25 protein-coding genes and 1 riboswitch are annotated in these 22,741 nt (G+C 69.4%); of the genes, 11 read left to right on the top strand and 14 right to left on the bottom strand.

Annotated elements, in window-relative coordinates; genetic code table 11:
* Window positions 1-29 precede the first annotated feature (29 nt).
* A complete protein-coding gene (gcvP, locus tag MNO14_RS10975) occupies window positions 30-2,918 on the bottom strand; it encodes an aminomethyl-transferring glycine dehydrogenase (protein WP_241943782.1) in 2,889 nt (962 codons plus the stop codon).
* A gap of 84 nt (window positions 2,919-3,002) precedes the next feature.
* A riboswitch (glycine riboswitch) is annotated at window positions 3,003-3,099 on the bottom strand.
* Between the two features lie 189 nt (window positions 3,100-3,288).
* Here gcvP and MNO14_RS10970 point away from each other — a divergent pair.
* Together MNO14_RS10970 and MNO14_RS10965 are read left to right on the top strand one after the other, a co-directional pair.
* Complete coding sequence (locus tag MNO14_RS10970; protein ID WP_241943781.1) at window positions 3,289-3,618, top strand: hypothetical protein; 330 nt, start codon at window positions 3,289-3,291, stop codon at window positions 3,616-3,618.
* 345 nt (window positions 3,619-3,963) lie between these two features.
* Entirely contained in the window at window positions 3,964-5,154 is a 1,191-nt protein-coding gene (locus MNO14_RS10965; RefSeq protein ID WP_241943780.1) for a multidrug effflux MFS transporter, read from the top strand.
* A gap of 448 nt (window positions 5,155-5,602) precedes the next feature.
* On the opposite strand, the gene MNO14_RS10960 is transcribed toward MNO14_RS10965, so the two are convergent.
* The 6 genes from MNO14_RS10960 to MNO14_RS10935 all read right to left on the bottom strand — a co-directional run bounded on the left by MNO14_RS10960 (window position 5,603) and on the right by MNO14_RS10935 (window position 10,762).
* A complete protein-coding gene (locus MNO14_RS10960) occupies window positions 5,603-7,603 on the bottom strand; it encodes a M2 family metallopeptidase (protein ID WP_241943779.1) in 2,001 nt (666 codons plus the stop codon).
* Between the two features lie 133 nt (window positions 7,604-7,736).
* The gene (locus tag MNO14_RS10955) at window positions 7,737-8,264 is read right to left on the bottom strand and encodes a hypothetical protein (protein WP_241943778.1); all 528 of its coding nucleotides are present in this window, start codon (window positions 8,262-8,264) and stop codon (window positions 7,737-7,739) included.
* A 6-nt stretch (window positions 8,265-8,270) separates the two neighbouring features.
* Entirely contained in the window at window positions 8,271-8,534 is a 264-nt protein-coding gene (minE, locus tag MNO14_RS10950) for a cell division topological specificity factor MinE (RefSeq protein ID WP_183425788.1), read from the bottom strand.
* Between the two features lie 2 nt (window positions 8,535-8,536).
* Window positions 8,537-9,346, bottom strand: coding sequence for a septum site-determining protein MinD (minD, locus tag MNO14_RS10945; protein ID WP_241943777.1), 810 nt, complete (start codon window positions 9,344-9,346; stop codon window positions 8,537-8,539).
* 25 nt (window positions 9,347-9,371) lie between these two features.
* Entirely contained in the window at window positions 9,372-10,166 is a 795-nt protein-coding gene (gene minC / locus MNO14_RS10940; RefSeq protein WP_241943776.1) for a septum site-determining protein MinC, read from the bottom strand.
* Entirely contained in the window at window positions 10,166-10,762 is a 597-nt protein-coding gene (locus MNO14_RS10935) for a GNAT family N-acetyltransferase (protein ID WP_241943775.1), read from the bottom strand. The genes minC and MNO14_RS10935 overlap by 1 nt, the downstream gene beginning before the upstream one ends.
* Before the next feature lie 176 nt (window positions 10,763-10,938).
* Here MNO14_RS10935 and MNO14_RS10930 point away from each other — a divergent pair, with 176 nt between their 5' ends.
* The 4 genes from MNO14_RS10930 to MNO14_RS10915 all read left to right on the top strand — a co-directional run bounded on the left by MNO14_RS10930 (window position 10,939) and on the right by MNO14_RS10915 (window position 14,718).
* Window positions 10,939-12,153 (top strand): sensor histidine kinase, encoded by a 1,215-nt coding sequence (locus MNO14_RS10930; protein ID WP_241943774.1) that lies wholly within the window; start codon window positions 10,939-10,941, stop codon window positions 12,151-12,153.
* Between the two features lie 23 nt (window positions 12,154-12,176).
* Window positions 12,177-12,818 (top strand): response regulator transcription factor, encoded by a 642-nt coding sequence (locus tag MNO14_RS10925; RefSeq protein WP_183425783.1) that lies wholly within the window; start codon window positions 12,177-12,179, stop codon window positions 12,816-12,818.
* Window positions 12,819-13,060: 242 nt separating this feature from the next.
* Window positions 13,061-14,233, top strand: a complete 1,173-nt coding sequence (locus MNO14_RS10920) for an SRPBCC family protein (protein WP_241943773.1) — start codon at window positions 13,061-13,063, stop codon at window positions 14,231-14,233.
* A gap of 116 nt (window positions 14,234-14,349) precedes the next feature.
* Window positions 14,350-14,718, top strand: coding sequence for a DUF423 domain-containing protein (locus tag MNO14_RS10915; protein ID WP_241943772.1), 369 nt, complete (start codon window positions 14,350-14,352; stop codon window positions 14,716-14,718).
* Between the two features lie 46 nt (window positions 14,719-14,764).
* Here the strand turns inward: MNO14_RS10915 and MNO14_RS10910 are convergent, their stop codons facing one another.
* Genes MNO14_RS10910 through MNO14_RS10885 form a run of 6 tightly spaced genes read right to left on the bottom strand, consistent with a single transcriptional unit; the run spans window position 14,765 to window position 17,986 of the window.
* Entirely contained in the window at window positions 14,765-15,559 is a 795-nt protein-coding gene (locus tag MNO14_RS10910) for a M15 family metallopeptidase (protein WP_241943771.1), read from the bottom strand.
* Between the two features lie 56 nt (window positions 15,560-15,615).
* Window positions 15,616-16,437, bottom strand: a complete 822-nt coding sequence (locus MNO14_RS10905; protein ID WP_241943770.1) for a CPBP family intramembrane glutamic endopeptidase — start codon at window positions 16,435-16,437, stop codon at window positions 15,616-15,618.
* Window positions 16,434-16,610 (bottom strand): DUF4177 domain-containing protein, encoded by a 177-nt coding sequence (locus tag MNO14_RS10900; protein ID WP_241943769.1) that lies wholly within the window; start codon window positions 16,608-16,610, stop codon window positions 16,434-16,436. Before MNO14_RS10900 ends, MNO14_RS10905 begins: the two co-directional genes overlap by 4 nt.
* The gene (locus tag MNO14_RS10895; protein ID WP_241943768.1) at window positions 16,603-16,800 is read right to left on the bottom strand and encodes an Arc family DNA binding domain-containing protein; all 198 of its coding nucleotides are present in this window, start codon (window positions 16,798-16,800) and stop codon (window positions 16,603-16,605) included. Before MNO14_RS10895 ends, MNO14_RS10900 begins: the two co-directional genes overlap by 8 nt.
* Complete coding sequence (locus tag MNO14_RS10890) at window positions 16,797-17,135, bottom strand: hypothetical protein (RefSeq protein ID WP_241943767.1); 339 nt, start codon at window positions 17,133-17,135, stop codon at window positions 16,797-16,799. Before MNO14_RS10890 ends, MNO14_RS10895 begins: the two co-directional genes overlap by 4 nt.
* Entirely contained in the window at window positions 17,135-17,986 is an 852-nt protein-coding gene (locus MNO14_RS10885; protein ID WP_241943766.1) for an SPFH domain-containing protein, read from the bottom strand. Before MNO14_RS10885 ends, MNO14_RS10890 begins: the two co-directional genes overlap by 1 nt.
* Before the next feature lie 124 nt (window positions 17,987-18,110).
* Between MNO14_RS10885 and MNO14_RS10880 the strand changes: the two genes are divergently transcribed.
* The 5 genes from MNO14_RS10880 (at window position 18,111) to MNO14_RS10860 (ending at window position 21,898) form a co-directional block, all read left to right on the top strand.
* Window positions 18,111-18,731, top strand: a complete 621-nt coding sequence (locus tag MNO14_RS10880) for a CDP-alcohol phosphatidyltransferase family protein (protein ID WP_183425775.1) — start codon at window positions 18,111-18,113, stop codon at window positions 18,729-18,731.
* Between the two features lie 95 nt (window positions 18,732-18,826).
* Window positions 18,827-20,110 carry a poly(R)-hydroxyalkanoic acid synthase subunit PhaE gene (locus MNO14_RS10875; protein WP_241943765.1) on the top strand — a complete coding sequence of 428 codons (1,284 nt, stop codon included), beginning with the start codon at window positions 18,827-18,829 and terminating at the stop codon, window positions 20,108-20,110.
* A gap of 1 nt (window position 20,111) precedes the next feature.
* Window positions 20,112-21,179 carry a class III poly(R)-hydroxyalkanoic acid synthase subunit PhaC gene (phaC, locus tag MNO14_RS10870; RefSeq protein WP_241943764.1) on the top strand — a complete coding sequence of 356 codons (1,068 nt, stop codon included), beginning with the start codon at window positions 20,112-20,114 and terminating at the stop codon, window positions 21,177-21,179.
* 46 nt (window positions 21,180-21,225) lie between these two features.
* A complete protein-coding gene (locus MNO14_RS10865; protein WP_241943763.1) occupies window positions 21,226-21,429 on the top strand; it encodes a PspC domain-containing protein in 204 nt (67 codons plus the stop codon).
* 4 nt (window positions 21,430-21,433) lie between these two features.
* Window positions 21,434-21,898 carry a hypothetical protein gene (locus tag MNO14_RS10860; RefSeq protein WP_241943762.1) on the top strand — a complete coding sequence of 155 codons (465 nt, stop codon included), beginning with the start codon at window positions 21,434-21,436 and terminating at the stop codon, window positions 21,896-21,898.
* A 16-nt stretch (window positions 21,899-21,914) separates the two neighbouring features.
* Here MNO14_RS10860 and MNO14_RS10855 read toward each other — a convergent pair whose 3' ends face one another.
* Window positions 21,915-22,685 (bottom strand): NRDE family protein, encoded by a 771-nt coding sequence (locus tag MNO14_RS10855; protein WP_241943761.1) that lies wholly within the window; start codon window positions 22,683-22,685, stop codon window positions 21,915-21,917.
* Between the last annotated feature and the right edge of the window lie 56 nt (window positions 22,686-22,741).

The raw sequence follows: 22,741 nt of genomic DNA, 5'->3' as shown, positions 1-22,741 counted from the left end.
GGGATCGCGTCGGTGCAACGGGGCCGCGCTCAGGCGACGTCGGGCTCGCTGAACGCTTCTGGGGCATCCTCGGCGGCGCCGATCGGGATGCAGCTGCAGAACACGTTCTTGTCGCCGTGCACGTTGTCCACGCGTGCGACCGGCGGCCAGTACTTGGTCTGGCGCAGGCTTGCCAGCGGGAATGCGGCCAGTTCGCGCGGATAGGCATGGGTCCATTCGCTGGCGGTGACCTGCATCGCGGTGTGCGGCGCGTGCTTGAGCGGGTTGTCCTCGCGGTCCAGGCGGCCGTCCTCGATCGCCTGGATCTCGCCGCGGATCTGGATCATCGCGTCGATGAAACGGTCGAGCTCGTGCAGCGATTCGCTCTCGGTCGGCTCGACCATCAGCGTGCCCGAGACCGGGAAGCTGAGCGTCGGCGCATGGAAGCCGAAGTCGATCAGGCGCTTGGCCACGTCCTCGGCGCTGACGCCGGTCGCGTCCTTGAGCGGGCGCAGGTCGAGGATGCACTCGTGGGCGACCAGACCGTTGCGGCCGGTGTAGAGCGTGGGGAAATGCGGCGCCAGGCGCTTGGCGACGTAGTTGGCGTTGAGCAGTGCGACCTGGGTGGCGCGGCGCAGGCCGTCGGCGCCCATCATCGCGATGTACATCCAGCTGATCGGCAGGATCGAGGCCGAGCCGTGGGTGGCCGCCGAGACCATGCCGACCGTGCCGTCTGCGCCGAGGCCACGGGGCAAGTAGGGCGCGAGATGCGACTTCACCGCGCACGGGCCCACGCCCGGCCCGCCTCCGCCGTGCGGGATGCAGAAGGTCTTGTGCAGGTTGAGGTGGCTGACGTCCGAGCCCCACTTGCCGGGCTTGGCCAACCCGACGAGGGCATTCATGTTGGCGCCGTCGGTGTACACCTGACCGCCGTGCTGGTGGACGATGTCGCAGATCGCGACCACGTCTTCCTCGAACACGCCATGCGTGGATGGGTAGGTGATCATGATCGCGGCCAGGCGGTCGGAATACTTCTCGGCCTTGGCGCGGATGTCGTCGACATCGACGTTGCCGTCCTTGTCGCAACGGGTTACCACCACGGTCATGCCGACCATCTGCGCCGACGCCGGGTTGGTGCCGTGCGCCGATTCGGGGATCAGGCAGATGTCGCGATGGCCCTGGCCCTGCGCACGCTGGTAGGCGCGGATCGCGAGCAGGCCGGCGAATTCGCCCTGCGCGCCGGAGTTGGGCTGGAAGCTGACCGCGTCGTAGCCGGTGATCTCCACCAGCATCGCCTCCAGGCCGTCGATCAGCTCGGTGTAGCCGGCGGTTTGGTCGGCCGGCGCCAGCGGATGGATGTTGGCGAACTCGGGCCAGGTGACCGGGATCATCTCGGCGGTGGCGTTGAGCTTCATCGTGCACGAGCCCAGTGGGATCATCGTGCGATCCATCGCCAGGTCGCGGTCGGCCAGCGTGCGCATGTAGCGCAGCAGCTCGTGTTCGCTGTGGTGGGTGTTGAACACCGGGTGCTGCAGGAAGCCCGAGTTGCGACGCAGCGCCTGCGGCAGCGCGTCGGCCGTCGCGGCGTCGAGCGTATCGATGTCGGCCTGCGCACCGAACACCGCGGCCAGCGCCACGACGTCGTCGCGGGTCGTGGTCTCGTCGAGGCTGATGCCGACCGACGCGGCGTCGATCGCGCGCAGGTTGAAACCGGCCGCGCGTGCCTTGGCGTGCAGCGCCTCGGCGTCGACGCCGGTCACGTGCAGGGTGTCGAAGAATGCGTCGCCGACCGCGACACCGGCCTGGCGCAGCGCGGCGGCCAGGATCGCGGTCAGGCGGTGGGTGCGACGGGCAATGCGGGTCAGGCCTTCCGGGCCGTGGTAGACGGCATACATCGAGGCCATGACCGCCAGCAGCACCTGCGCGGTGCAGATATTGGAGGTCGCCTTCTCGCGGCGGATGTGCTGCTCGCGCGTCTGCAGCGTCAGCCGGTAGGCGGGATTGCCGGCGGTATCGACCGAGACACCGATCAGGCGGCCGGGCATCGAGCGCTTATACGCATCGCGGCAGGCCATGTAGCCGGCGTGCGGGCCGCCGAAGCCAAACGGCACGCCGAAGCGCTGCGCGCTGCCGACGACGATGTCCGCGCCCCAGGCGCCGGGCGCCTCGATCAGCGTCAGCGCCAGCAGGTCGGCCGCGACCGCGACGATGCCGCCGCGCGCATGTACTGCGTCGGCGACCGCGAGGTGGTCGTCGATGCGACCGAAGGTGTTGGGGTACTGCAGCAGCACACCGTAGCTGCCGGACTGGGCTGCGGCGTCGGCGGGGCCGACCTCCAGTTCGATGCTCAGGCCCGCGGCGCGCGTGCGCAGCACGTCGAGCGTCTGCGGATGCACGTCGTCGGCCACGTAGAACACGTTCGACTTCGATTTTGCCGAGCGCTTGGCCAGCGTCATCGCCTCGGCCGCGGCGGTCGCCTCGTCCAGCAGCGAGGCGTTGGCGATATCCATGCCCGTCAGGTCGGCGACCATGGTCTGGAAGTTGATCAAGGCTTCCATGCGGCCCTGCGAGATCTCCGCCTGGTACGGGGTGTAGGCGGTGTACCAGGCCGGATTCTCGAGGATGTTGCGCAGGATCACGTTCGGCGTGTGGGTGCCGTAGTAGCCCTGGCCGATGACGCTGCGCAGCACGGTGTTCTTCTTCGCCACGGCGCGAATTTTCGCCAGCGCCTCGACCTCGGTCGTCGCGGTCGGCAATGCCAGTTCGGTGGCCGACTTGATGCTGCCCGGGACGATGGCGTCGGTCATCGCGTCGAGCGACGCATGGCCGACGACCTCGAGCATGTGGGCGATCTCGGCGTCGTTCGGGCCGATGTGGCGCTCGACGAAAGCCGAAGGGTGTTCGAGGTCGCGCAGGGGCGATGCGGTCATGGCGGGCATCCGGTAGGGCGGCAGGGGCGGCGGGCCGACGGATGCCGCGCCGCGCCGGGGACGGCATGCGGCGACGGAAGGCGCCGGCCTTCCTCGTGCCCCTCTGTCCTTTTGCCTGAGAGTTCGGGGGTTGACGCGTCCCCATGCACCTTCGGCGCCGGATCGAACCGGTCTCTCCAGAGTTTTCCCGCCGGCAGTACGTGGGCCTGAGCGATTACGGGCGTTGCGCCTTCGGCAGCGGGGCGGACCCGCTTCTCCCACCGGTTGGTTGCAGCGCACCGATTATACCGCGCTCATGCGCCCGGCCGGGCGGGGCGTGACGCCGGTTGCATGACGCCACGGCGATCCTGCGGCCGTTCCTGCAGCCCGATGTCCGACCATGTCCGCAGCGCCGCCCCCGTGCACGCTCGTCCAGCTCTTGCTGCCACTGCGCGGCGCCGATGGCCAGCGGTGGCCGCGCGCGATGCTGGATGCGGTGCGCGACGAACTCAGCGCACGTTTCGGCGGCGCCACCGCATTCGTGCGCGCGCCGGCCGCCGGCGCCTGGGAAGACCCGGGCGGCGAGGTGCAGCGCGACGAGGGGGTGCCGGTCGAGGTCATGTCCGGCCGGCTCGACCGCGTCTGGTGGGCCGCCTACCGCGCCACGCTGGAGGCGCGCTTCGACCAGGACGAGGTCCTGATCCGGGCCAGCGCGGTCGAACGGCTCTAGGACTGCGCCCGCTCGGGCGGTTTGCGGCGAGGTCGCGCACGCCCGGACTCGGTGTCGCGTCGCGGACGTGGCCGTGCGGGTGTCGACCCCGGCCTGCGGATGCGCCAGTGCCCCGCAACGCTTCACGCGCCTGGCGTCGCTGTGCCGGGCGTGCGGAGGTGAGGGATGGCCTGCTGTCGTGGCCGTTTGGTGTGCACGGCGCGCGCGGCGGCGCGGCCAGGGGGCGCGCACGCCATGCAGGGAACGCTGCGTCCGGCGCTGTGGTCACCGACGCGTTGTTATGCTGCGCGGCCCTCTTGTGACCGTCTTGTCTATGCGCGCCTGTCCATGCGTGGGCGTCCGGCGATGGCCGTGACGCCATCGCCGTCGCCCCAGGTTCCGATCCGCCTGCTGACCCTGCTGCTCGCGGGACTGGCGATGTTCGGCCCGTTCTCGATCGACACCATCTTTCCGGCGTTCCCGGCGATCGGTGTGGACCTGGGCGCGGATGCGGCGGCGATGCAGCAGACCATCTCGATATATCTCATCGCTTATGCACTGATGAGCATCGTGCATGGACCGCTGTCGGACGCACTCGGGCGGCGGCGGGTGATCCTGGGCGGCTTGTCGGTGTTCGTCGTCGCGTCGATCGGTTGCGCGCTGTCGACCAGCCTCGGCGCGCTGTTGGCATTCCGTGCCTTGCAGGGGCTGTCGGCGGGTGTGGGCCTGATCGTCGGACGCGCGGTGATCCGCGACGTGCTGCATGGCGACGATGCGCAGCGGCTGATGAGCCAGGTGTCGATGATCTTCAGCATCGCGCCGGCGATCGCGCCGGTCATCGGCGGCTGGCTGCTCGGCTGGGGGCGCTGGCCGCTGATCTTCTGGTTCCTGGTCGCGTTCTCGCTGGTGCTGCTGGTGGTGTGTTGGCGCCGGTTGCCGGAGACCCATCCGGCCGAGGCGCGCATCTCGCTGGCGCCCGCGCGTCTGTTGCGCGGCTATGCGGCGATCGCCGCCAACCGGCGGTTCCAGCGCATCGCTGTGGCCGGCGCGTTCAACTTCTCGGCGCTGTTTCTGTACATCGCCTCGACACCGGTGTTCGTCATCGACGTGCTGCGCCTCAACGAGCGCCAGTTCGGCTGGTTTTTCATCCCGATGATCACCGGCATGATGCTGGGCGCCTGGGTATCGGGGCGGGCGGCGGGGCGGATCAGCGGGCCGCGGCTGGCGAACATCGGCTTTGCCTGCAGTGGCGTGGCGATGGTCGCCAACCTCGGCTACAACCTGCTGGTCGACCAGCCGGCGGTGCCCTGGGCGGTGCTGCCGATGATGCTCAACTCGTTCGGTATCGCGCTGGTGTTCCCGATCCTCACGCTCGCGGTGCTGGACATGTATCCGCGCCAGCGCGGCTCGGCGTCATCGCTGCAGGCCTTTGTCGGCCTGGTTCTCAATGCGGTCGCCGCGGGCCTGCTGTCGCCGCTGGTCAGCTCGCATCCGCGCGCGTTGGCTGTTACCTCGGCCGGCTTCATGCTGCTGGGCTGGCTGTTCTGGCGCGCCTAGCTCGCACGCGGCGCACCGCCCGCAGGTCCTGTGCGCGAGGCCGCGCCGATCGCGCCGACCGACCCGTTGTAGCAGGGTCCAAAACCGGGGTCAGAGTGCAATTTCGCATCGCGAAAATTGCACTCTGACCCCGGTTTTAGAGACCGAAGGCGCGGGACTTTTTCCAACGGGCGACTTTGCCGCTATCCGAGGTCGGGCGGTGTACGTCCGCAGCCCGCTTTGCTGCGCGGCATGCCGCGCAAGCGGGTGAACGCCCGGCGTGCTTCGCCGGGCCGGACCGATCCGCGAAGCGGAACGGGCGCGCGCCCGAGTCAAGGCAGGGTGAGCATGGATGGCGTGCGCGGCATTGCCGCGCATCCATGCGAACGCCACGCGTGCTTCGCGTGGCCTTGACCGAGGGAAAAGCGGCTACTGGCCGACAGGCGGCTGCCTGTCCGAAGTAAAGCCCTCAGCCCCGTGCAGGTGTCGCGGACGGAGCAGGGGACTGCGCGGCAGTTGGTGCGCTCCAGCCGCAGTTGCGGCCCTCGTTCTGCTGCTCGAGCCAGGTCTGCAACGGCGCGAAGTACTCGAGCACCGGCGCGGCGTCCATGGTCTCGCCGCCGGTCAGTTCCTTGAGGGTCTGCTGCCAGGGCTGGCTGTTGCCCTTCTCGAGCATCGCCCAGAACTTCTCACCGGCCGCCTTGTTGCCGTAGAAGCTGCACTCGTACAGCGGGCCTGTGTGTCCGGACGCATCGCACAGCGCCTTGTAGAACTGGAACTGCAGCACGTGCGAGAGGAAGTAGCGCGTGTAGGGCGTGTTGCCCGGCACGTGGTACTTGGCACCGGCATCGAAGAAGTCTTCGCCGCGCGGCGTCGTCGGGGCCACGCCCTGGTACTGCGCCTTGAGCGACCACCAGGCGGCGTTGTAGTTGTCCGGGGTGATCGAGCCGTCGAACACGCCCCAGCGCCAGCGGTCGATCATCAGCCCGAACGGCAGGAACGACACCTTCGCCAGCGCCATGCGCATCTGCGAATTGACCAGCGATGCCTGCGATTGCTGCTGTTCGCCGACCAGGCCGATCGACTGCAGATACTTGGGCGTCATCGCCAGCACGATCGTGTCGCCGATCGCCTCGTGGAAGCCATCGTGCGCGCCGCTCTGGAACAGCGGCGGGCGGCCGTTGTAGGCGAGGTAGTAATAGACGTGGCCGAGCTCGTGATAGATCGTCGTGAAGTCTTCTTCGTTCGGCTTGGTGCACATCTTGGTGCGCACGTCCGGCTGGCCGTCGATCTTGCCGCCCATGTCCCAGGCGCTGGCGTGGCAGACCACGTCGCGATCGCGCGGTTTGACGAACTGGGTCTTGGCCCAGTAGCTGCCCGGCAGCTTGGGCATGCCGAGCGAGACGTAGAAGTCCTGCGCGCGCTCGTTCATGCGCTTGGCGTTGTCGATCTGCGCGGCGTGCGCGATGTCGGCGCGGCGATCGGAATCGATCAGCGCGTTCTCCTTGACCATCCGCTCGTTGAGCAGCGCGTGATAGTTCTTTTCCAGCGCACCGGTGATGTCGAGGTCGCCGGCATCGGGGTAGGGCTGCAGCACGTCCCAGAGGTTGCTCCAGTCCTGCTGCCACATATTGCCCAGCAGGTGGGCGGGCAGCAGCCCGCCCTCGACCGTGCCGCGACCGGGATAGCGCGCTTCCAGCCGTCCGCGCGCGTAACAGTGCAGCTGTTCGTACAGCGGCTTGACCTGGCCCCACAGGCGATCGGTCTCGGCGGCCAGTTCGGCCGGCGGCATGTCGTAGCCCGAACGCCAGGCCTCGCCGGCATCGGCGAAGCCCAGGTCACGCGCGCCTTCGTTGACCAGTTCGACGAAGCGCGTGTAATCGCTGCGCATCGGCTGGGCGATCGTGTGCCAGCCCTGCCAGGCGTCGAGCTGCGCGTCGTAGTCGCGGCTGCTGCGCAGCACGTCCTCGAGTTGGCCGAGCTGGCGGCAACTGCGCGCCTCGCCTTCGCCGGTGCAGTACTGGCCGGCGCCGTAGGTGCCTTCCATCTTCGAGGCGATCTTGGTCAGTTCGGCCAGGTGTTCGGGATTGCGCGGCGGCGGCATCGAGGCGCCGAGCTTGAGCAGGTTGATGGCGCGTGCGGTCTCGGGCGACATCTGCTGGCCTTCGAACTTGCGCGACTGCTCGATCCAGCTGTTGAGCTGGGCGAGGTAGCGCTCGTTGTACTTGGCCGCCAGCAACTGGCTGTCGTCGTTGATGTAGGTTGCCGACAGCCACTGCGAGGCGGTCAGTTCCGGCATCAGCGTGCGCATCTCCTCGTTCACGCGCGCGATGAACTGGTCGGCCGTCTCGCCCTCGGGCGCCGTGGAGGCGGCCGGCGTCGTGGCGTCGGGCGAGGCCGAGCGGTTGCAGCCGGCGAGCGTCAGGCTCGCGGCGACCGCGAGAGCGAGCAGGGCATGGCGATGGGTCACGACGGCGTCCGGTGTACAGAAGGAACCGGGAGGCTAGTGCGCCGATTGCAGCGCTGCAAGTGACGACGGACCGCCAGCGGTGGCGGTCGGAGGCAAACGACCGGGCGATGCGACGCCGCGGCCGCGGCGCTATTCAGCCAGAAACGGGCGCCGGCAGCAGGCCGCGCGCAACCAGCCACGCGCGCGCATCTTCGGCATCGTGCGCGAACCAGGCCTGCGCCGAGCCCAGCCGGAAGGTGTAGCCCCAGGCATCCATGTCGGCCATCAGACGCGCGCTGCCGACGCCGGGCAGCGACTGGGCAAGCACGATCTGCAGATAGCAGGCCGCGTCCTCCTCCTCGACGGAATCGGTGGCGTCGGTATGCACCGCCGCCCGGCGCTCGGGCGGCAGCACGATCAGATGGCAGGCCTCGTGCAACAGCGAATGCACCGGTGTGTCGTCACGCGCATGCACGTCGGTGCCGATGATGCCAGCCTCGCTCTCGCCCCAGTAGCTGCCGGGAATCGGCAGACCCGGGGCGATGCGATGCAGCCGCAGCCCATAGCGCTGCAACAGGGCGGTCGGCGCCTCGAAGCCGATGTCGGCCAGGCACAGCACGCCCGCGGCAGATGTGTGCGGCGACGCAGTCGACGTCGCCGAAACGCCGGGGGACGAGGGCACGGCGGCTCAGGCCGGGGTGATGCGCTCGTCGGGCAGGGCGACCGAGATGTCGAGCACGTCGTTGTCGCCGTCCTTGACCAGGTCCACCTTGACCGCATCGACATCGATGCTGACGTACTTGCGGATCACTTCGAGCAATTCGCGCTGCAGCAACGGCAGATAATCGGGCGCGTTGCGGCTGGTCCGCTCCTGGGCCACGATGATGCGCAGGCGGTCCTTGGCGATCGTCGCGGTGTTCTTTTTGGGCTTGAGGAAATCGAACAGGGCCATCATCAACCTCCGAACAGCTTGCTGAAGAAGCCCTTCTTCTCCGTGGTGGTGAAGCGCAGCGGGCGCTCCTGGCCGAGCAGTCGCGCGACCGCATCGTCGTAGGCCTGGCCGGCGATCGACTGGGCGTCGAGAATCACCGGCTCGCCCTTGTTGGACGCGTTGAGCACGTCGCCCGATTCGGGGATCACCCCGATGGTCTTGAGCCCCAGCACCTCTTCGACGTCGGCAATCGACAGCATCTCGCCGCTTTCCACGCGGGTCGGGCTGTAGCGGGTCAGCAGCAGGTGTTCCTGCACACGCTCGCCCGACTCGGCGCGCCGGGTCTTGGACTGCAGCAGGCCGATGACGCGGTCGGAGTCGCGCACCGAGGAGACCTCGGGATTGACCACCACGATCGCGCGGTCGGCGAAGTACATCGCCAGGAACGCGCCTTTCTCGATGCCGGCCGGCGAGTCGCAGATCACGAAGTCGAAGCCGTCGTCAGCGAGTTCCTTAAGCACCCGCTCCACACCCTCCTTGGTCAGCGCGTCCTTGTCGCGGGTCTGCGAGGCGGCGAGCACATAGAGGTTGTCGAAACGCTTGTCCTTGATCAGCGCCTGCTTGAGCGAGGCCTCACCCTGGACGACGTTGACCAGGTCGTACACCACGCGGCGCTCGCAGCCCATGATCAGGTCGAGATTGCGCAGGCCGACGTCGAAGTCGACGACCGCGGTGCGCTTGCCCTGCCGGGCCAGCCCGCTGGCGATGCTGGCGCTGGTGGTGGTCTTGCCGACCCCGCCCTTGCCCGATGTGACTACGATGATTTCTGCCAAAACACGTCTCCTGGGTGTGCCGCCGTCACTCGAGTGCGGCGATCTTGAGTTCTTCATGCTCCAGCCAGACCTGGACAGCCTTGCCGTGGAGTTCTCGTGGAATATCTTCCAGCACCTTGTACTGCCCCGCCACGGCGACCAGTTCGGCATGGAAGCTGCGGCAGAAGATGCGGGCATTGCGGTTGCCCTGGGCGCCGGCCAGCGCACGACCGCGCAGTGGGCCGTAGATGTGGATCGAGCCGTCTGCGATGACCTCGGCACCGGCACCGACCTGCGACATCACCGTCAGGTCGCGGTTGCGGGCGTAGAGCTGCTGGCCCGAGCGCACCGCCGAGGTCTGCATCAGCCCCGGTTCGGCGGCCGCCTGGGCGGGCGCCGGCGGCGGGGTGGCTGGTGCGGCCGGGGCGGGCGCTGCGCGCGGAGGGGCCGGGGGCGGGGCGGGCACAGCGGCGGCGTCCGCGTTTTCGTACTGGACGCGGAATTTCGACAGCAGCGGCAGGCCGAGCGCCTGGGCGAGCAGCGCGTTGTCGCTGCTGCCCCAGGCCAGCGCGACCGGCAGCGCGCCGGCCTCGCGCAGCGCGTCGATGAGCGCCTGTGCGGTCGCCGGGTCCGGGGTCGCGGGCAGGCCGCCAAAATCGAGGATCACCGCCGCCCGCTCGAACAGCTTGGGCGCGCGAGTCACGCGGCTGCGCATCTCCTCGCCCAGCCGGGCGACGTCGAGGGTGCGGATGCGCAGATTGGCGATGCCGACCTGGCCGATCTTCAGTTCGCCGGCCGGCTCGAAATCGGCCGCCGGTGCGGGCGCGGGCTGGCTGGCCATCAGGCGGTGACCCCCGGCAGAGGAGCGCCGGCCGGCAACTGCCGGGGCCTGAGCCACGCAGTGTCGGGCAGCCGGCCGCCGTAGGTGTCGCGCACCCACGGATAGCTGCACATGTCCTTGACCAGCATCGAGGCGCGCAGGTCTGTGCCGGGCATGACGTGCTGGCCGACCTCGCGGAAGCCGAAGCCGCCGTGGAACAGCCGCACCGGGTCGTTGTCGTGCTCGACGAACACCTCGCAGGTCAGGAGCGGGTAGCGGACCTCGGCATAGCTCTGCACGTCGGCGTAGAACGCCCGCCCGACGCCGCCGCCGCGGCGGCGGCTGGCGACCACGATGCGGTCGATGTAGAAGAATTCGGGGTAGTGCGCGCCGAACCAGGCGTAGTTGCTGCTGTCGTGCCCGCTGCCCGAGCCGAAGCCGATCAGAAAGCCCACCATGGCCTCGTCGCGCTCGGCGACGCGGAAGTACTCGGCGGTGTCGTGCAGGCGGCGGAGGCGGGCGGCATCCAGCGGCAGGATCGACGGGCCGGCGGCGTTGTTGAGTTCAAGGATGGAATCCAGCTCGTGCGCTTGCACGTCGCGGACGACGATCGACATTCCAGACTCCATGTGAGACGACAGACACACGAATCGACCGCAGGCGGCAACTTTGGCCGCAATGCGTCGCAAGCGCGGATTATTGCATGCCCGCCGCGCGCGGGCGAGGCACGCCGCGGCGCCCGGCATGACTTCAGGCCCTGCGCGCGAGGCCCCGCGCGTGCCTACCATGGCGCATGATCCGCGCCCTGAACCACAACCGCTTGCTGCGCGTCGCCGGCCTGTTCACCTGGGCGGTGATCGGTCTGCCGTTGCTGATGCTGTCGCTGGCCCCGGCCGACCAACTGGTCGAGGGCGGGGCGCGGCTCTGGCTCGACAGCTGGGCCTCCTGGCTGGCCTGGGCGGTGTTCGGCACCAGCTACGCCTGGCTCACGCGCAGCCTGGGCGAGCGCCGCATCGGCGTGCTCGACCGGCTGCTGGTGCTGGTGCTGGCCGGCAGTGCGATCGCGATCAGCTACTACAGCCAGAGCGGCCTGGGCAGCATCCTGCTGATGGTCGTGGCCTGCGTGCTGCCGTGGCTGCTGCCGCTGTGGGTCGGGGTGGCGCTGCTGGTGGCCTGCGAGTTCGTGATCGTGCCGGTCTATGTACGCGGCTTCGATTTCACCTGGGCCGAGGCGGTGCTGCAGGCCGCGCTGTACGTGGGCTTCACCGGCTTTGCGTTCGTGACCGGCCTGGTCGCGCGGCAACAGGCGCAGGCCCGGGAGGAGCAGCGCCGGCTCAACGCCGAACTGCGCGCGACCCGTGCGCTGCTCGCCGAGAGCGTGCGCGTCAATGAACGCACGCGCATCTCACGCGAACTGCATGACCTGCTGGGCCACCACCTGACCGCGCTGAGCCTGAACCTGGAGATCGCCAGCCATCTGGCCAGCGGGCAGGCGCAGGAGCATGTGGGCCAGGCGCAGACGCTGGCCAAGCTGCTGCTCAGCGACGTGCGTGAGGCGGTCAGCCAGCTGCGCGACGACGATGCCATCGATATGCGCGCCACATTGCTGCCGCTGGCCGAGAATGTGCCGAGCCTGCGGATCGACATGCAGATGCCGAAACAGTTCCTGGTCGACGATCCTGAGCGCGCGCACGTGCTGCTGCGCTGCACCCAGGAGATCATCACCAATGCCGTGCGCCATTCCGGCGCCAGCCTACTGCGGCTGCGCTACGTCCAGGACGCGGGCGCGATCCGGCTCGATGCCCGCGACGACGGCCGCGGCGCCGACATCGCCCGCGCCGGCAACGGCTTGACCGGCATGCGTGAGCGGCTGGCCGCCTATGGCGGCACCCTGCAGGTCGAGACCGCGCCGGGCAACGGCTTCGTGCTGCGCCTGGAATTGCCGCTGGCGGACGACGCCCGCCTGCGCGATGCTGCACCCCGCACCGCCACGTCCCCGCCGCCGTGAGCCCGCATCCGTTGGGAGGCCCCATGATCCGAGTCTGCCTGGTCGACGACCAGACCCTAGTCCGCCAGGGCATCCGCTCGCTGCTCGCGCTCGACGGCGGCATCGAAGTGGTCGGCGAGGCATCCGACGGCCGCCAGGCGGTCGACCTGATCCCCGGTCTCAAGCCCGATGTGGTGCTGATGGACATGCGTATGCCGGCAATGTCCGGCCTCGAGGCGCTGCAGTCGCTGGCGCGCGCCGACGCGCTGCCGCCGACGATCATCCTGACCACCTTCGACGACGACCAATTGGTGCTGGCCGGCCTCAAGGCCGGGGCCAAGGGGTATCTGCTCAAGGATGTGTCGCTCGAGCAACTGGTCGGCGCCATCCGCACGGTCGCCGACGGCGGCTCGCTGGTGCAGCCGGCGGTGACCCAGCGCCTGTTGACCGGCTTGGAGCAGATGCGCAACGAGTTCGTCAGCCTCGACCGGCCCGATCCGCTGACCGACCGCGAGACCGAGATCCTGCGGCTGATGGCCGGCGGCTTCTCCAACAAGGAGATCGCCAACTCGCTGGGCGTGGCCGAGGGCACGATCAAGAACCACGTCTCCAACATCCTGTCCAAACTCGGCGTGCGCGACCGCACACGGGCCGTGCTCAAGGCCTTCGAACTGCAACTGGTCTGAGCGGGAAAGACGCGGTTCGCTGACGCGATGAAGCGGTCCTCCAGGCCGCTCCGACGGCGCCTGCACGACACCGGTGTCGTCCGCGGCCCGGCGCGGCGCGCCCGGTGGCGGTCGCCTCCGGCGCGAAGGCACGATCGCGGCCGTCGATTCGCTCGCAACATCGCTCGCCCGCGGCAATACAATCTTGCTACGATTGCCGGTCTGTGCCGCCTCAGGCCGGAATTGGTCCTGGAGAACCCTGAATGACCCGTCTGCTCGAACTGCTGATCTCTTGCGTCATCGTCGCCGTGCTGTTCCTGGTGGTGGCCGTGCTGCTTCCGTCCAGCCGCACGTTGACCGAATCTGTCGAGACCAACCGTCGGCAGTCGATCGTGTTCGACACGATCAATAGCGTCCGTCGTTTCAAGGACTGGTCGCCGATTCCGCGCTACGACCCCGCCGTCCAGCTCAAGCTCTCCGGCCCGGATGCCGGCGTCGGCGCCCGCGTCGACTACACCTCGCAGGACAAGCGCATCGGCCAGGGCCACTGGGAGATCACCGAGTCCGATCCCGACAAGCGCGTGGTCTACGCGGTCGAGAACCCGCAGCGCGGCGACAACAAGAAGATGACCTTCACGCTGAAGCCGACCGGGCGCAACAACCGCAACATCGAGATCACCCAGACCTACAACGTCGATTACGGCTGGGATCTGCTCGGTCGTTTCGCCGGCCTCTACGTCAGCCGCAACGTCGGCGACGACATGAAGCTGGGCCTGGGCCAGATGGGCAACCTGCTGGCCGCCGTGCCGAACGTCGACTACCGGGTCGAAGGCAGCTCGCTGTCGGGTCTGGCGGCGGTCGACCGTCCGGCCGAGAACCTGCTGGTCGTCAGCGCCGGCGCGGTCGAGCGCAACAACCAGGTCATCCAGGACTCGATGAAGGCCAACCTGGAGTGGATCAACCGCACGATGGCGGCCAATGATCTGGAAGCCGCCGGTCCGCTGCGCGTCATCACCACCGAGCTGGGCCGCGAGACCTACACCTTCGACATCGCGCTGCCGGTCCGCGCCAAGGGCACCGGTCCGGCCGCGCCTGCCGCTACTGCCGCCGCCGAGGGCGAAGGCGAGGGCGAAGGCGACGCGCCGGTCGCCACTGCACCTGAGGCGCCGGCCACCGATGCCGCCGAGCTGTCCGGTCTCGAGCTGCTGGGCCCGGTGAAGTACGTGCACCAGCCACGCGGTCGCGTCGCCAAGGCCAACTACAAGGGCTTCATGGCCGAGCTGGACAACGTCCGCAACGCCGTGCGCGCCTGGGCACTGACCCAGGGCTACGAAGTCACCGATCGTCCGTACGAGTCCTACCGCAACGGCATCGAAGCCGCGTTCACCGAGAACGGCGAATTCGAAGTCTTCTGGACCTTGCGCCAGCAGCCGTAAGCGGCGGTCTTCGTACCGCGACACAGGATCACGCCCACGCCGCATCCCTTGGATGCGGCGTGTTGCGTTGGGAAGCCGGGCACCGTCACGGTGCCCCAGGACAGGGGGAGAGTGTCTTGCGCAGATACGAAGGGAATGCATCGGGCCTGGCCGCGGCCGGCGCACTGCTGGCCGGGGTGGCCGTGGCACTGGCCGCCTATGCCAATCACGGGGTGGAAGGCGATGCGCGTGCGGCGTTGCAGTCGGCCGCCGTGTTCGCGTTCGGTCATGGCGTCGCACTGGCCGCGTTGTCGCGGGGCCTGCGCGATCCGATGGCGAAGCTGGCATTGCTGGCGCTGCTGGGCGGCACCTTGCTGTTCGCCGGCGCGGTCGTCTCGCGCCATCTGCTCGGTGGGCCGTCGGCGTTCGCGCCCTGGGGCGGCGGGCTGACGATGTTCGGCTGGCTGCTCTACGCGATCTCGGCGTTGCGCGCGCCGCGGCGCTGAGGCCGCGCGGCCGGGCGCGCCTGCGCCGCGGACGCGCCCGGCTGCTTCAGCGGTGGCGCCAGTGCCACGGCTCGTAGACGATGCCGTGGGGATTGCCCCGCGGATAGCTCATTGCAAAGCCGTGGTCGCTGGCGTGGCGCGTCAGCCAGGCGAATGCCGGCGTCGCCTCGAACGAGGGCTCGGCGCTGGGCTCGCCGGGCGTGCCGATGTCGAGCGCACTGCCCGAATGGTGCTCGCTGTAGCCGGGGGCGGCGTTGACTTCGAGGATGGCGTCCACGTCGAGGCCGCGGGCGCGTTTGCGCTCGAAGATGCCGAGTTGGTAGTCATGGCTGCGGTAGCCGGAAATCGCCTCGAGTGCGATGCCGTCGCCCCGCGCGGCCTCGCGCATCCGCGTCCACCCCTGGGCCGCCTCGGCCTGCAGCCACAGCGGGCGACGGTAGCGGTCGACGCCGGCGAAGGCCAGCCAGGTCGGCTCGGGCACCAGCGACAGGCCGGTGCGGGCCGTGTAGGTCTGTGCCTCGATGCCCAGGCTGTCGAGCCGCGCCTGCAGCCGCGCGATCGGCAGCGTGTCGGCTGGGGTGGACGGGAGGGCGGCTGGTGACGTGTCGAGCAGGTCCAGTGCCGCATCGAGCCCGGGCGTGCGGCGCCAGTCGGGCAGCAGCGGCATCAGTCCCTCGGGAAGCAGCGCAGCCAGATAGCGGCCGTCGCGTTTTCGCCGCAGCACCCACGACGCGCGCGCAAGCACGCGGGCATCGCGATTGGCGCGCGCGCGCAGCAAGGCGGCCGGCCATAGTTCGATGTCCGGGGTGTTGACGAGCAGGGCGGCGGGCGGTCGACGCATCGCCCCAGCTTACCGGCCGGGCGTCGGCCACGCACGACGCCCGCAGGCCTTGGCGTTCAGAGCACCGTGTGCGGCATTAGCAACGGCATCAGCACGTGCAGCACCAGATCGGCCGTGAAGTGCGCCACGATCGCCATCTCCAGGCCGCGCTTCCAGTACAACCAGCCGAAGGTGATGCCGGCGAGCGCGTTGAGCAGCACGGTGCGCGCGATCACCCCGGCATCGAGATCCCAGACGCCGGCGGCTGCGGGCAGGTGGCCGGCGCCGAACAGCAGCGCCGCGCCCAGGATCGCGATCCACGCCGCGGCGGGCGGCAAGTTGCCGTCATAGCCACGGTCGCGTCGCAGCAGCCAGGTGGCGACCCAGGCCAGCAGGGTCATCAGGAACAGCCGCAACTGCAGTTCCTCGACGATGCCGCCGTAGAACGAGGCGAGCAGCCCGTATGCCGCGCTGCGCGCGCCGTCGATGTCCTGCATCGCGACCTTGGCCGGTGGCAGCAGCAGCGGGTCGAGCAGGGCGGACAAGACCAGCACGACCACTGCCGCGGCAGTGCCCAGGCCGGCGGCGCGCCAAGGCTGCAGCGGGGCCAGTCGCGCCTGGCCATGGCGGTTGAGCCAGCGCTGCAGCAGCGGTGCGCCCAGCCCGACGCGATGCCCCATGCGCAATCCCGCCCAGGCCAACAGGGCGGCGAGCACGAACATCTGCATCGCCTGGATCGCGATCAATGCCGGCAGCGGCACCGGCAACGCCTCGATTCTGCCCGGCGCGAGCTGCATCAGGTACGGGAACACGGCGACCGTCGACAGCGCCGCGGCTGCGGCAAGCGCCACTGCCACACGCAGGTCCTGACGGACGCGGGGCGCTGCGGCGGTACTCATGTCCGGCGCTTCATGAACAACATCATCGGCTGCCACGGCGCAGCCTGCACGACATCGACCAGCTCCCAGCCCTGCTGGCCGAGCGTCTGCAGTTCGGCTTCGACCTTCTCGGTCTTGAGGCCGAACATGCCCGGTTTGATTTCCTGCACCTTGTACTGCCAGCGCTCACTCATGCGACTCTCCCTTGGGTGGCGTGCGATCGGGCTGCCCGGGTGCCGGCAGCCGGCCGGCCCGGCGCAACGCGTCGCGCAAGACGTACTCGATCTGCGCGTTGACGCTGCGCAGTTCATCATCGGCCCAGCGCTGCACCGCGGCCAGCACCGTGGCATCGATCCGCAGCGGATAGGCCTTGCGGGCGCTCACCCGTGCCCGCCGCGTGCGCGTCGCTTGCTGCGGGCGACGGTGTAGACGAACGCGATCGCCAGCCCGTTGACCACGAGTACCATGACCACCGCCAGGATCGACAGCCGGCGGTCGTCGTCGCCCCACAGCGCGATGCCGGTCGCGGTGGCCAGCGTGGCCACGCCGACCATCCGCATCAGCCGCGCCAGTCGGCTGTCGAGCAGCGCCTTGTCGCGGACGGTCATGCCGCTGTGGCCGGCCAGCGGCAGCCGGCCGTCGCCGAGCCAGCGCGCGAACACGAACGCGGGCAGCGCGAAGATCGCGAACACCAGCGCGACGACATGATGGGCGGCCATCAGTACAGCGAGCCCGCGTTGACCACCGGCTGGGTGCCGCGGTCGGCGCACAGCACCACCAGCAGGTTGCTGACCATCGCCGCGCGGCGCTCCTCGTCGAGCTGGACCACGCCGCTCTTCTGCAGCTCCGCCAGCGCCATTTCGACCATGCCCACCGCGCCGGCGACGATCCGCGTGCGCGCCGCGATCACCGCATTGGCCTGCTGACGCTGCAGCATCGCGTGGGCGATCTCCGGCGCGTAGGCCAGATGGCTGATCCGCGCCTCGAGCACCTCCACGCCCGCCGAGGCCAGGCGCTCGTCGAGATGCTCCTTGAGCCGGTCGGAGATCTCGATCGGATGGCTGCGCAGCGAGATCTGCCCGTCCTCGTGCTGGTCGTAGGGATAGCTGGTCGCCATCGCGCGCAACGCTGCTTCGGACTGGATGTGCACGAAGCTCTCGTAGCTGTCGACGTTGAACACCGCTTCGGCCGAGTCGACCACGCGCCAGACGATCACCGCCGCGATCTCGATCGGGCTGCCGTCGAGCTCGTTGACCTTCAGCCGCCCGCTCTCGAAGTTGCGCACGCGCAAGGAAACCTTCTTCTTGGTCAGGAAGGGGTTGTTCCAGCGCAGCCCGTTGTCCTTGGCGGTGCCGACATAGCGGCCGAACAGACTCAGCACGGCGGCCTGGTTGGGCTCGACCATGTACAGGCCGAGTGCGCAGAACGCGGTCAGCAGCGCGGCCACGACCGCCAGCACCGGCAGCACGCCGCCGGTGTTGAGCATCAGCCAGGCGCAGGCGGCGATCACCGCGAGTTGCAGTCCCACCACCGGGATGCCGGGGAAGGAGCGGATCGGATTCTCTTTCATGCGGCATCTCCGGAAGAGTTCGCCAAGTGATATCGATACGATATCATTCTGTCAAGCGGCGCTCACATGCGTCTGCCCGCCGCCGCGGCACGATGCGGAGGCCCCTTCCAGCCCTGGAGCCCCGATGCACCGCCCCCGCCATTTCTCGATGCTGCGCGACTTCCATCTGGCCGACTGGTTCACGCTGGCCAACGCGTTCTGCGGCACCGGCGCGGTGTTCGCCGCGATGCGGTTCCTGCAGGACGGCGGTGTGCGCGATCTGCTGATCGGGATGGCGCTGATTCCGCTGGCATTCGTGTTCGACGCGCTCGACGGCCGCATCGCGCGCTGGCGCAAGGTCGCCTCCACGCTGGGGCGCGAGCTCGACTCGCTGGCCGACGTGATCTCGTTCGGCCTGGCGCCGGCGGCGCTGGCCTACGCCTGCGGCATGCAGGGCGGCTGGGACTGGATCGTGCTCAGCTTCTTCGTCGGATGCGGCGTCAGCCGGCTGGCCCGTTACAACGTCACCGCCGAGACCCTGGCCGACGGCGGCGACAAGGTGAAATTCTTCGAGGGCACCCCAATCCCCAGCAGCCTGCTGCTGGTCGTGGTGCTTGCGATCGCGGCAGCGCAGGGCCGGATCGGCGATGCGTTGTGGTTGGGCGAGGTGCGACTGGGGCCCTGGTCGTTGCACCCGCTGGTGCTGATGTTTGCGCTGTCGGGGTCGCTGATGATCAGCAAGACACTGCGCATTCCCAAGCCCTAGGGCAGGGCGCGCGCCGGCTCGGGATGCCGCCGTGCGATTGCGCCGGGTGAAACGCGGCTGTTGCTATGATCTTGCCATCGCGGCGGGAGCGAACGATGGCCAACGATGAGCGGGGCCCGGCGGAGCCGGGCGAGAAACTCGAGCAGCTCGCACGCCGCTACTGGGATGCCTGGCAGGCCGCATTGCAGCGCACCATGCCCGGCGCGGCGCCAGGCGGAGTGTCCGGCTTCTCGAACAGCGCGGCTGCCCGACCGGCCGAGCCGTGGCGCGTGATGTTCGAGGCCTGGGTGCCGGCGTCGCCGACCGGCAACGCCGGCATCGAAGACGTGTTGCGGGGTTTCAACCGGCAGGCCGGCGACTGGTGGACGCGCATGCGGGATGTGGCCGCGGGATTCGCCGGCCAGCGCCCGTCGCCCGAGACCGTGGCGCGCACCTGGCGTGAGGCGCTGGGCGGCGATGCGGCCAATCCGTTCGCGCAGATGTTCGGTGGCCTGGGCGGCACCGGGATCGAGGGCTGGGATGGTTGGCTGCGGTCGCTGCAGCCGGTGATCGATGCCCTGCGTGCCGAAGGGGCCGCGGACGGATCCTGGCCCGCGTTCGGGCCGTCGCGCGAGCACCAGGTGCGCTGGCAGGCACTGCTCGAGGCGTTCGCCGAGTATCCCAAGACGCAGCAGGCCTACCAGGGCCTGCTGTTGCAGGCCTCCCAGGCCGCGTTCGCACGCTTCGAGCGCCGGCTGTCGGACCTCGACGCCGAGGCCGTGACGATCGAATCGCCTCGGGCCCTGTTCGACCTGTGGGTCGAGGCGGCCGAAGAGGCCTACGCCGAGGTCGCGCTGTCGCCGGAGTTCCGCACTGCCTACGCGCAGATGGTCGCCGGGCAGATGCGCCTGCGACAGACGATGCAGCGCGAGGTCGAGCAGGCCTGCCGGCTGCTCGACCTGCCGACGCGCAGCGAGCTCGACGGCGCGCATCGCAAGATCGTCGATCTGGAACGGACCGTGCGCCGGCTGCGCGATCGCCTCGAGGACGTCGAGTCGGCACGTGCCGAGCCGCCGCGCACGGCGCACGCCGCCCGGGCCGCGTCGCTGCGCCGTGCCGCGCGACCGGTGCGCAGCGCAGCCGTGTCGGACACGCCCGCACCGGCCGCCACGTCGAGCCAGGCACCTGCGACGCCTGCACGGCCCAGGCGCGCGCCGAAGAAGACGCCCACCCAGACCGCGCCGCGGCAGGCGGCGAGGACGACCGCAGGGTCCGCGCAGCGCCAGGTCGCCAAGCGTGCGCCGGCCAAGCGTGCGGCTTCGACCAAGCCCCGGTCGGGGGCGGTCCCGCAGGCGCCGGCACCCCTGACGTCCGCCAAGTCGCGGGCCCGGAAGCGCTGATATGGCGGGACCGGTGCGCATCACGCCCGAACGCATCGCCGAGGAGACCCTGCAGATCCAACGCAAGCTCCTGGCCGGCCTGACGACCCTGCGCGAGGTCGGCGACGTGGACTATGGCGCCACGCCCCGCGAGGAGGTCTGGCGCGACGGCAAGGTCGTGCTGTATCGCTTCGTCGGCGCGCAGGCAGCAACCTCGTCTACGCCGCTGCTGGTCGCCTACGCGCTGGTCAACCGGCCCTACATGATCGACCTGCAGGCCGATCGATCGATCGTGGCCGGATTGCTGGCGCGCGGGCAGGAGGTCTACGTGCTGGATTGGGGCTATGCCGATCGCTCCGACCGGTTCCTCACGCTGGAGGACTACATCGAGCGCTTTCTGGGCGGCGCGGTGGATCATCTGCGTCGTCGCGCCGGCCGATCTGCGATCGACCTGTTGGGCATCTGCCAGGGCGGGACATTTGCGCTCAGCTATGCGGCGCTGCATCCCGAGCGCGTGCGCAACCTGATCACGATGGTCACCCCGGTGGACTTCCACACCGAAGGCAACATGCTCGCGCACTGGGCGCGGGATCTGGATGTCGACCTGTTCGTCGAGACGCTGGGCAATGTGCCGGCGGACATGATGAACGCCTGCTACTTGATGATGAAGCCGTGGCGGCTGCTGGTGCACAAGTACGTGGGCCTGGTCGACATTCTCGATGATGCGAAGGCGGTCGAGGATTTCCTGCGCATGGAAAAGTGGATCTTCGATTCGCCCGACCAGGCCGGCGAGGCGTTCCGCCAGTTCGTGCGTCAGTTGTACCAGGACAACGGCTTCGTCACCGGCAGCCTGGTGATCGGCGAGCGTGCGGTGGACCTGGCGCGGCTGACGATGCCGGTGCTCAACATCTACGCCGAGCACGACCACATGGTGCCGCCCGATGCATCGCGCGCATTGCGCGGCCTGGTCGGCACCGACGACTACACCGAGTTCTCGTTCCGCGGCGGGCATATCGGCATCTACGTGTCCGGACGGGCACAGGCGCAGGTGCCTGCGGCCATCTGCGACTGGCTCGCGCAGCGCGCCTGAGCGCGCCGCCTCCCGCTGCCTTTTTCCGTCCGACAGGAGCCGATCGATGTCTACCCCCGCCCCGAGCTTGAGCCGTTCCCGCAGCGACCGCGTCCTGGCCGGCGTGCTGGGCGGCGTGGCGCGCCGGTTCGACTGGAATTCCACGTTGGTGCGCGCGCTCTACATCGTGGTGTCGGTGCTCTCGGCCGCGTTTCCCGGCGTGCTGGTCTATCTGCTGCTGTGGCTGCTGATGCCCGAAGGCGAGACCTGAGGCGATGCTGCGCGGGCGACGCCTGCCGGCACCGGCGCGCGCGTTGTTGCTGGCCCTGGGGGCGGTCTGGACCCTGCCCAACACCGCCATCGGCCTGCTGGGCGGACTGGCGGGTGTGCCGTTCGGCGCACGGGTTCGCTGGCGCGGAGGCGACTGCGCGCTGGTGTTCGACCGCTGGCCCTGGAGGCCGGGTGGGGCGATCACGTTCGGCAACACGATCCTGCACACTGGCGATTCGCTCGACCGTGCCTGCAACACCTACGCGCATCGCGCCGCATTGTGCGTGGAGGCGTCGATCCGCTTGGGCGACCACGAACGCGCCCATGTCTATCAGTACATGGTGCTCGGCCCGCTGTTCCTGCCGCTGTATCTGCTGTGCGGCGGGGTCAGCGTGCGCAACCGCTTCGAACGCGCAGCCGACCGTTATGCGCTGACCGGCCACGGCTGGTGGCCGTGGCCGACGCCGTGACCGGATGCGTACCGGTTCAGCGCCCCAGCTGCACGCAGGTGTCGCCTGCCGGCACACCGTCCGGCGCGAAACGCCGCTCGGCGAACACGATCTCGTGGCTGCCGGCCAGGACCACGGTACTGCTGCGCGTGCCGTAGACCGGATCCTGGATGAACGGCGGCGACAGGCGCCGTTCCAGCGCAAGGCCGACGCCGGTGTCGGGCAATTGCGCATCGTCGGCAGGGCGTACGTCGCGCAGGCCGGCGAACAGCGGCTCAAGATCCCCTGACGCGTCCGGCGATGCGGCCAACCAGTCGTGCAGCGTGCGTGTGGCCGCGTTGCTCTTGGGCCACGGCGCATCGAAGGCGCCGTTGGACATCGCGTGCAGTCCCGGTGCGACCTCGGCGAGGGCGAAGTGGGGATGGTTGCTGGCGAACCACAGCGCGCCGCCGTCCCACAGCAACAGGTTGAAGCGCCCGTAGCCCGCGGCCTCGTCGGCCAACGCATGGGCGAAGCGTTCGGCGGACGTGTCGCCGCGGACGAAGTCGCGCACCAGCCAGCCGCGCGACAACGGCGCGGTCTCCGGTGCCACCCCGGCGCGGACATTGGTCACCGCCGCCAGCCGGCGATGGGATGAGGCCTGCAGCCAACTGCCACCCGAGCGCAGGTCGCGCCCGCCGAACACGTGTGGCGCCTCGGGGTCGGCACCAGCCGCCGCGGTCGGCCGCGCATGCGCCTCGTCGCGATTGGCGATCAGCGCCAGCGGCAGGTCGGGACGGGTGTTCCAGGCGACGGCGATCAGGCACATGCGCCGATGCTAGTCGAATGTGCCGCAGTGCCGTGCGCTCTGGGCTCGGCGGCCCT

This window comes from Luteimonas sp. S4-F44 (assembly GCF_022637415.1).
Taxonomy (GTDB): domain Bacteria; phylum Pseudomonadota; class Gammaproteobacteria; order Xanthomonadales; family Xanthomonadaceae; genus Luteimonas.
Note: the sequence above shows the minus strand (reverse complement) of the source record. Positions and strands in the feature narration are given on the sequence as shown.

Bases quoted from the DNA above. Each gene is read 5' to 3' on its own strand.
- MNO14_RS10970 (WP_241943781.1), top strand. From the start codon at position 3,289: ATGTCCGCAGCGCCGCCCCCGTGCACGCTCGTCCAGCTCTTGCTGCCA.
- MNO14_RS10860 (WP_241943762.1), top strand. From the start codon at position 21,434: ATGCTGCGCGGGCGACGCCTGCCGGCACCGGCGCGCGCGTTGTTGCTG.
- MNO14_RS10905 (WP_241943770.1), bottom strand. From the start codon at position 16,437: ATGAGTACCGCCGCAGCGCCCCGCGTCCGTCAGGACCTGCGTGTGGCA.
- MNO14_RS10910 (WP_241943771.1), bottom strand. From the start codon at position 15,559: ATGCGTCGACCGCCCGCCGCCCTGCTCGTCAACACCCCGGACATCGAA.
- MNO14_RS10965 (WP_241943780.1), top strand. From the start codon at position 3,964: ATGGCCGTGACGCCATCGCCGTCGCCCCAGGTTCCGATCCGCCTGCTG.
- minC (WP_241943776.1), bottom strand. From the start codon at position 10,166: ATGGCCAGCCAGCCCGCGCCCGCACCGGCGGCCGATTTCGAGCCGGCC.
- MNO14_RS10880 (WP_183425775.1), top strand. From the start codon at position 18,111: ATGCACCGCCCCCGCCATTTCTCGATGCTGCGCGACTTCCATCTGGCC.
- MNO14_RS10890 (WP_241943767.1), bottom strand. From the start codon at position 17,135: ATGGCCGCCCATCATGTCGTCGCGCTGGTGTTCGCGATCTTCGCGCTG.
- MNO14_RS10900 (WP_241943769.1), bottom strand. From the start codon at position 16,610: ATGAGTGAGCGCTGGCAGTACAAGGTGCAGGAAATCAAACCGGGCATG.
- MNO14_RS10855 (WP_241943761.1), bottom strand. From the start codon at position 22,685: ATGTGCCTGATCGCCGTCGCCTGGAACACCCGTCCCGACCTGCCGCTG.
- MNO14_RS10885 (WP_241943766.1), bottom strand. From the start codon at position 17,986: ATGAAAGAGAATCCGATCCGCTCCTTCCCCGGCATCCCGGTGGTGGGA.
- gcvP (WP_241943782.1), bottom strand. From the start codon at position 2,918: ATGCCCGCCATGACCGCATCGCCCCTGCGCGACCTCGAACACCCTTCG.
- MNO14_RS10930 (WP_241943774.1), top strand. From the start codon at position 10,939: ATGATCCGCGCCCTGAACCACAACCGCTTGCTGCGCGTCGCCGGCCTG.
- MNO14_RS10875 (WP_241943765.1), top strand. From the start codon at position 18,827: ATGGCCAACGATGAGCGGGGCCCGGCGGAGCCGGGCGAGAAACTCGAG.
- MNO14_RS10865 (WP_241943763.1), top strand. From the start codon at position 21,226: ATGTCTACCCCCGCCCCGAGCTTGAGCCGTTCCCGCAGCGACCGCGTC.
- MNO14_RS10925 (WP_183425783.1), top strand. From the start codon at position 12,177: ATGATCCGAGTCTGCCTGGTCGACGACCAGACCCTAGTCCGCCAGGGC.
- MNO14_RS10935 (WP_241943775.1), bottom strand. From the start codon at position 10,762: ATGTCGATCGTCGTCCGCGACGTGCAAGCGCACGAGCTGGATTCCATC.
- phaC (WP_241943764.1), top strand. From the start codon at position 20,112: ATGGCGGGACCGGTGCGCATCACGCCCGAACGCATCGCCGAGGAGACC.
- minE (WP_183425788.1), bottom strand. From the start codon at position 8,534: ATGGCCCTGTTCGATTTCCTCAAGCCCAAAAAGAACACCGCGACGATC.
- MNO14_RS10920 (WP_241943773.1), top strand. From the start codon at position 13,061: ATGACCCGTCTGCTCGAACTGCTGATCTCTTGCGTCATCGTCGCCGTG.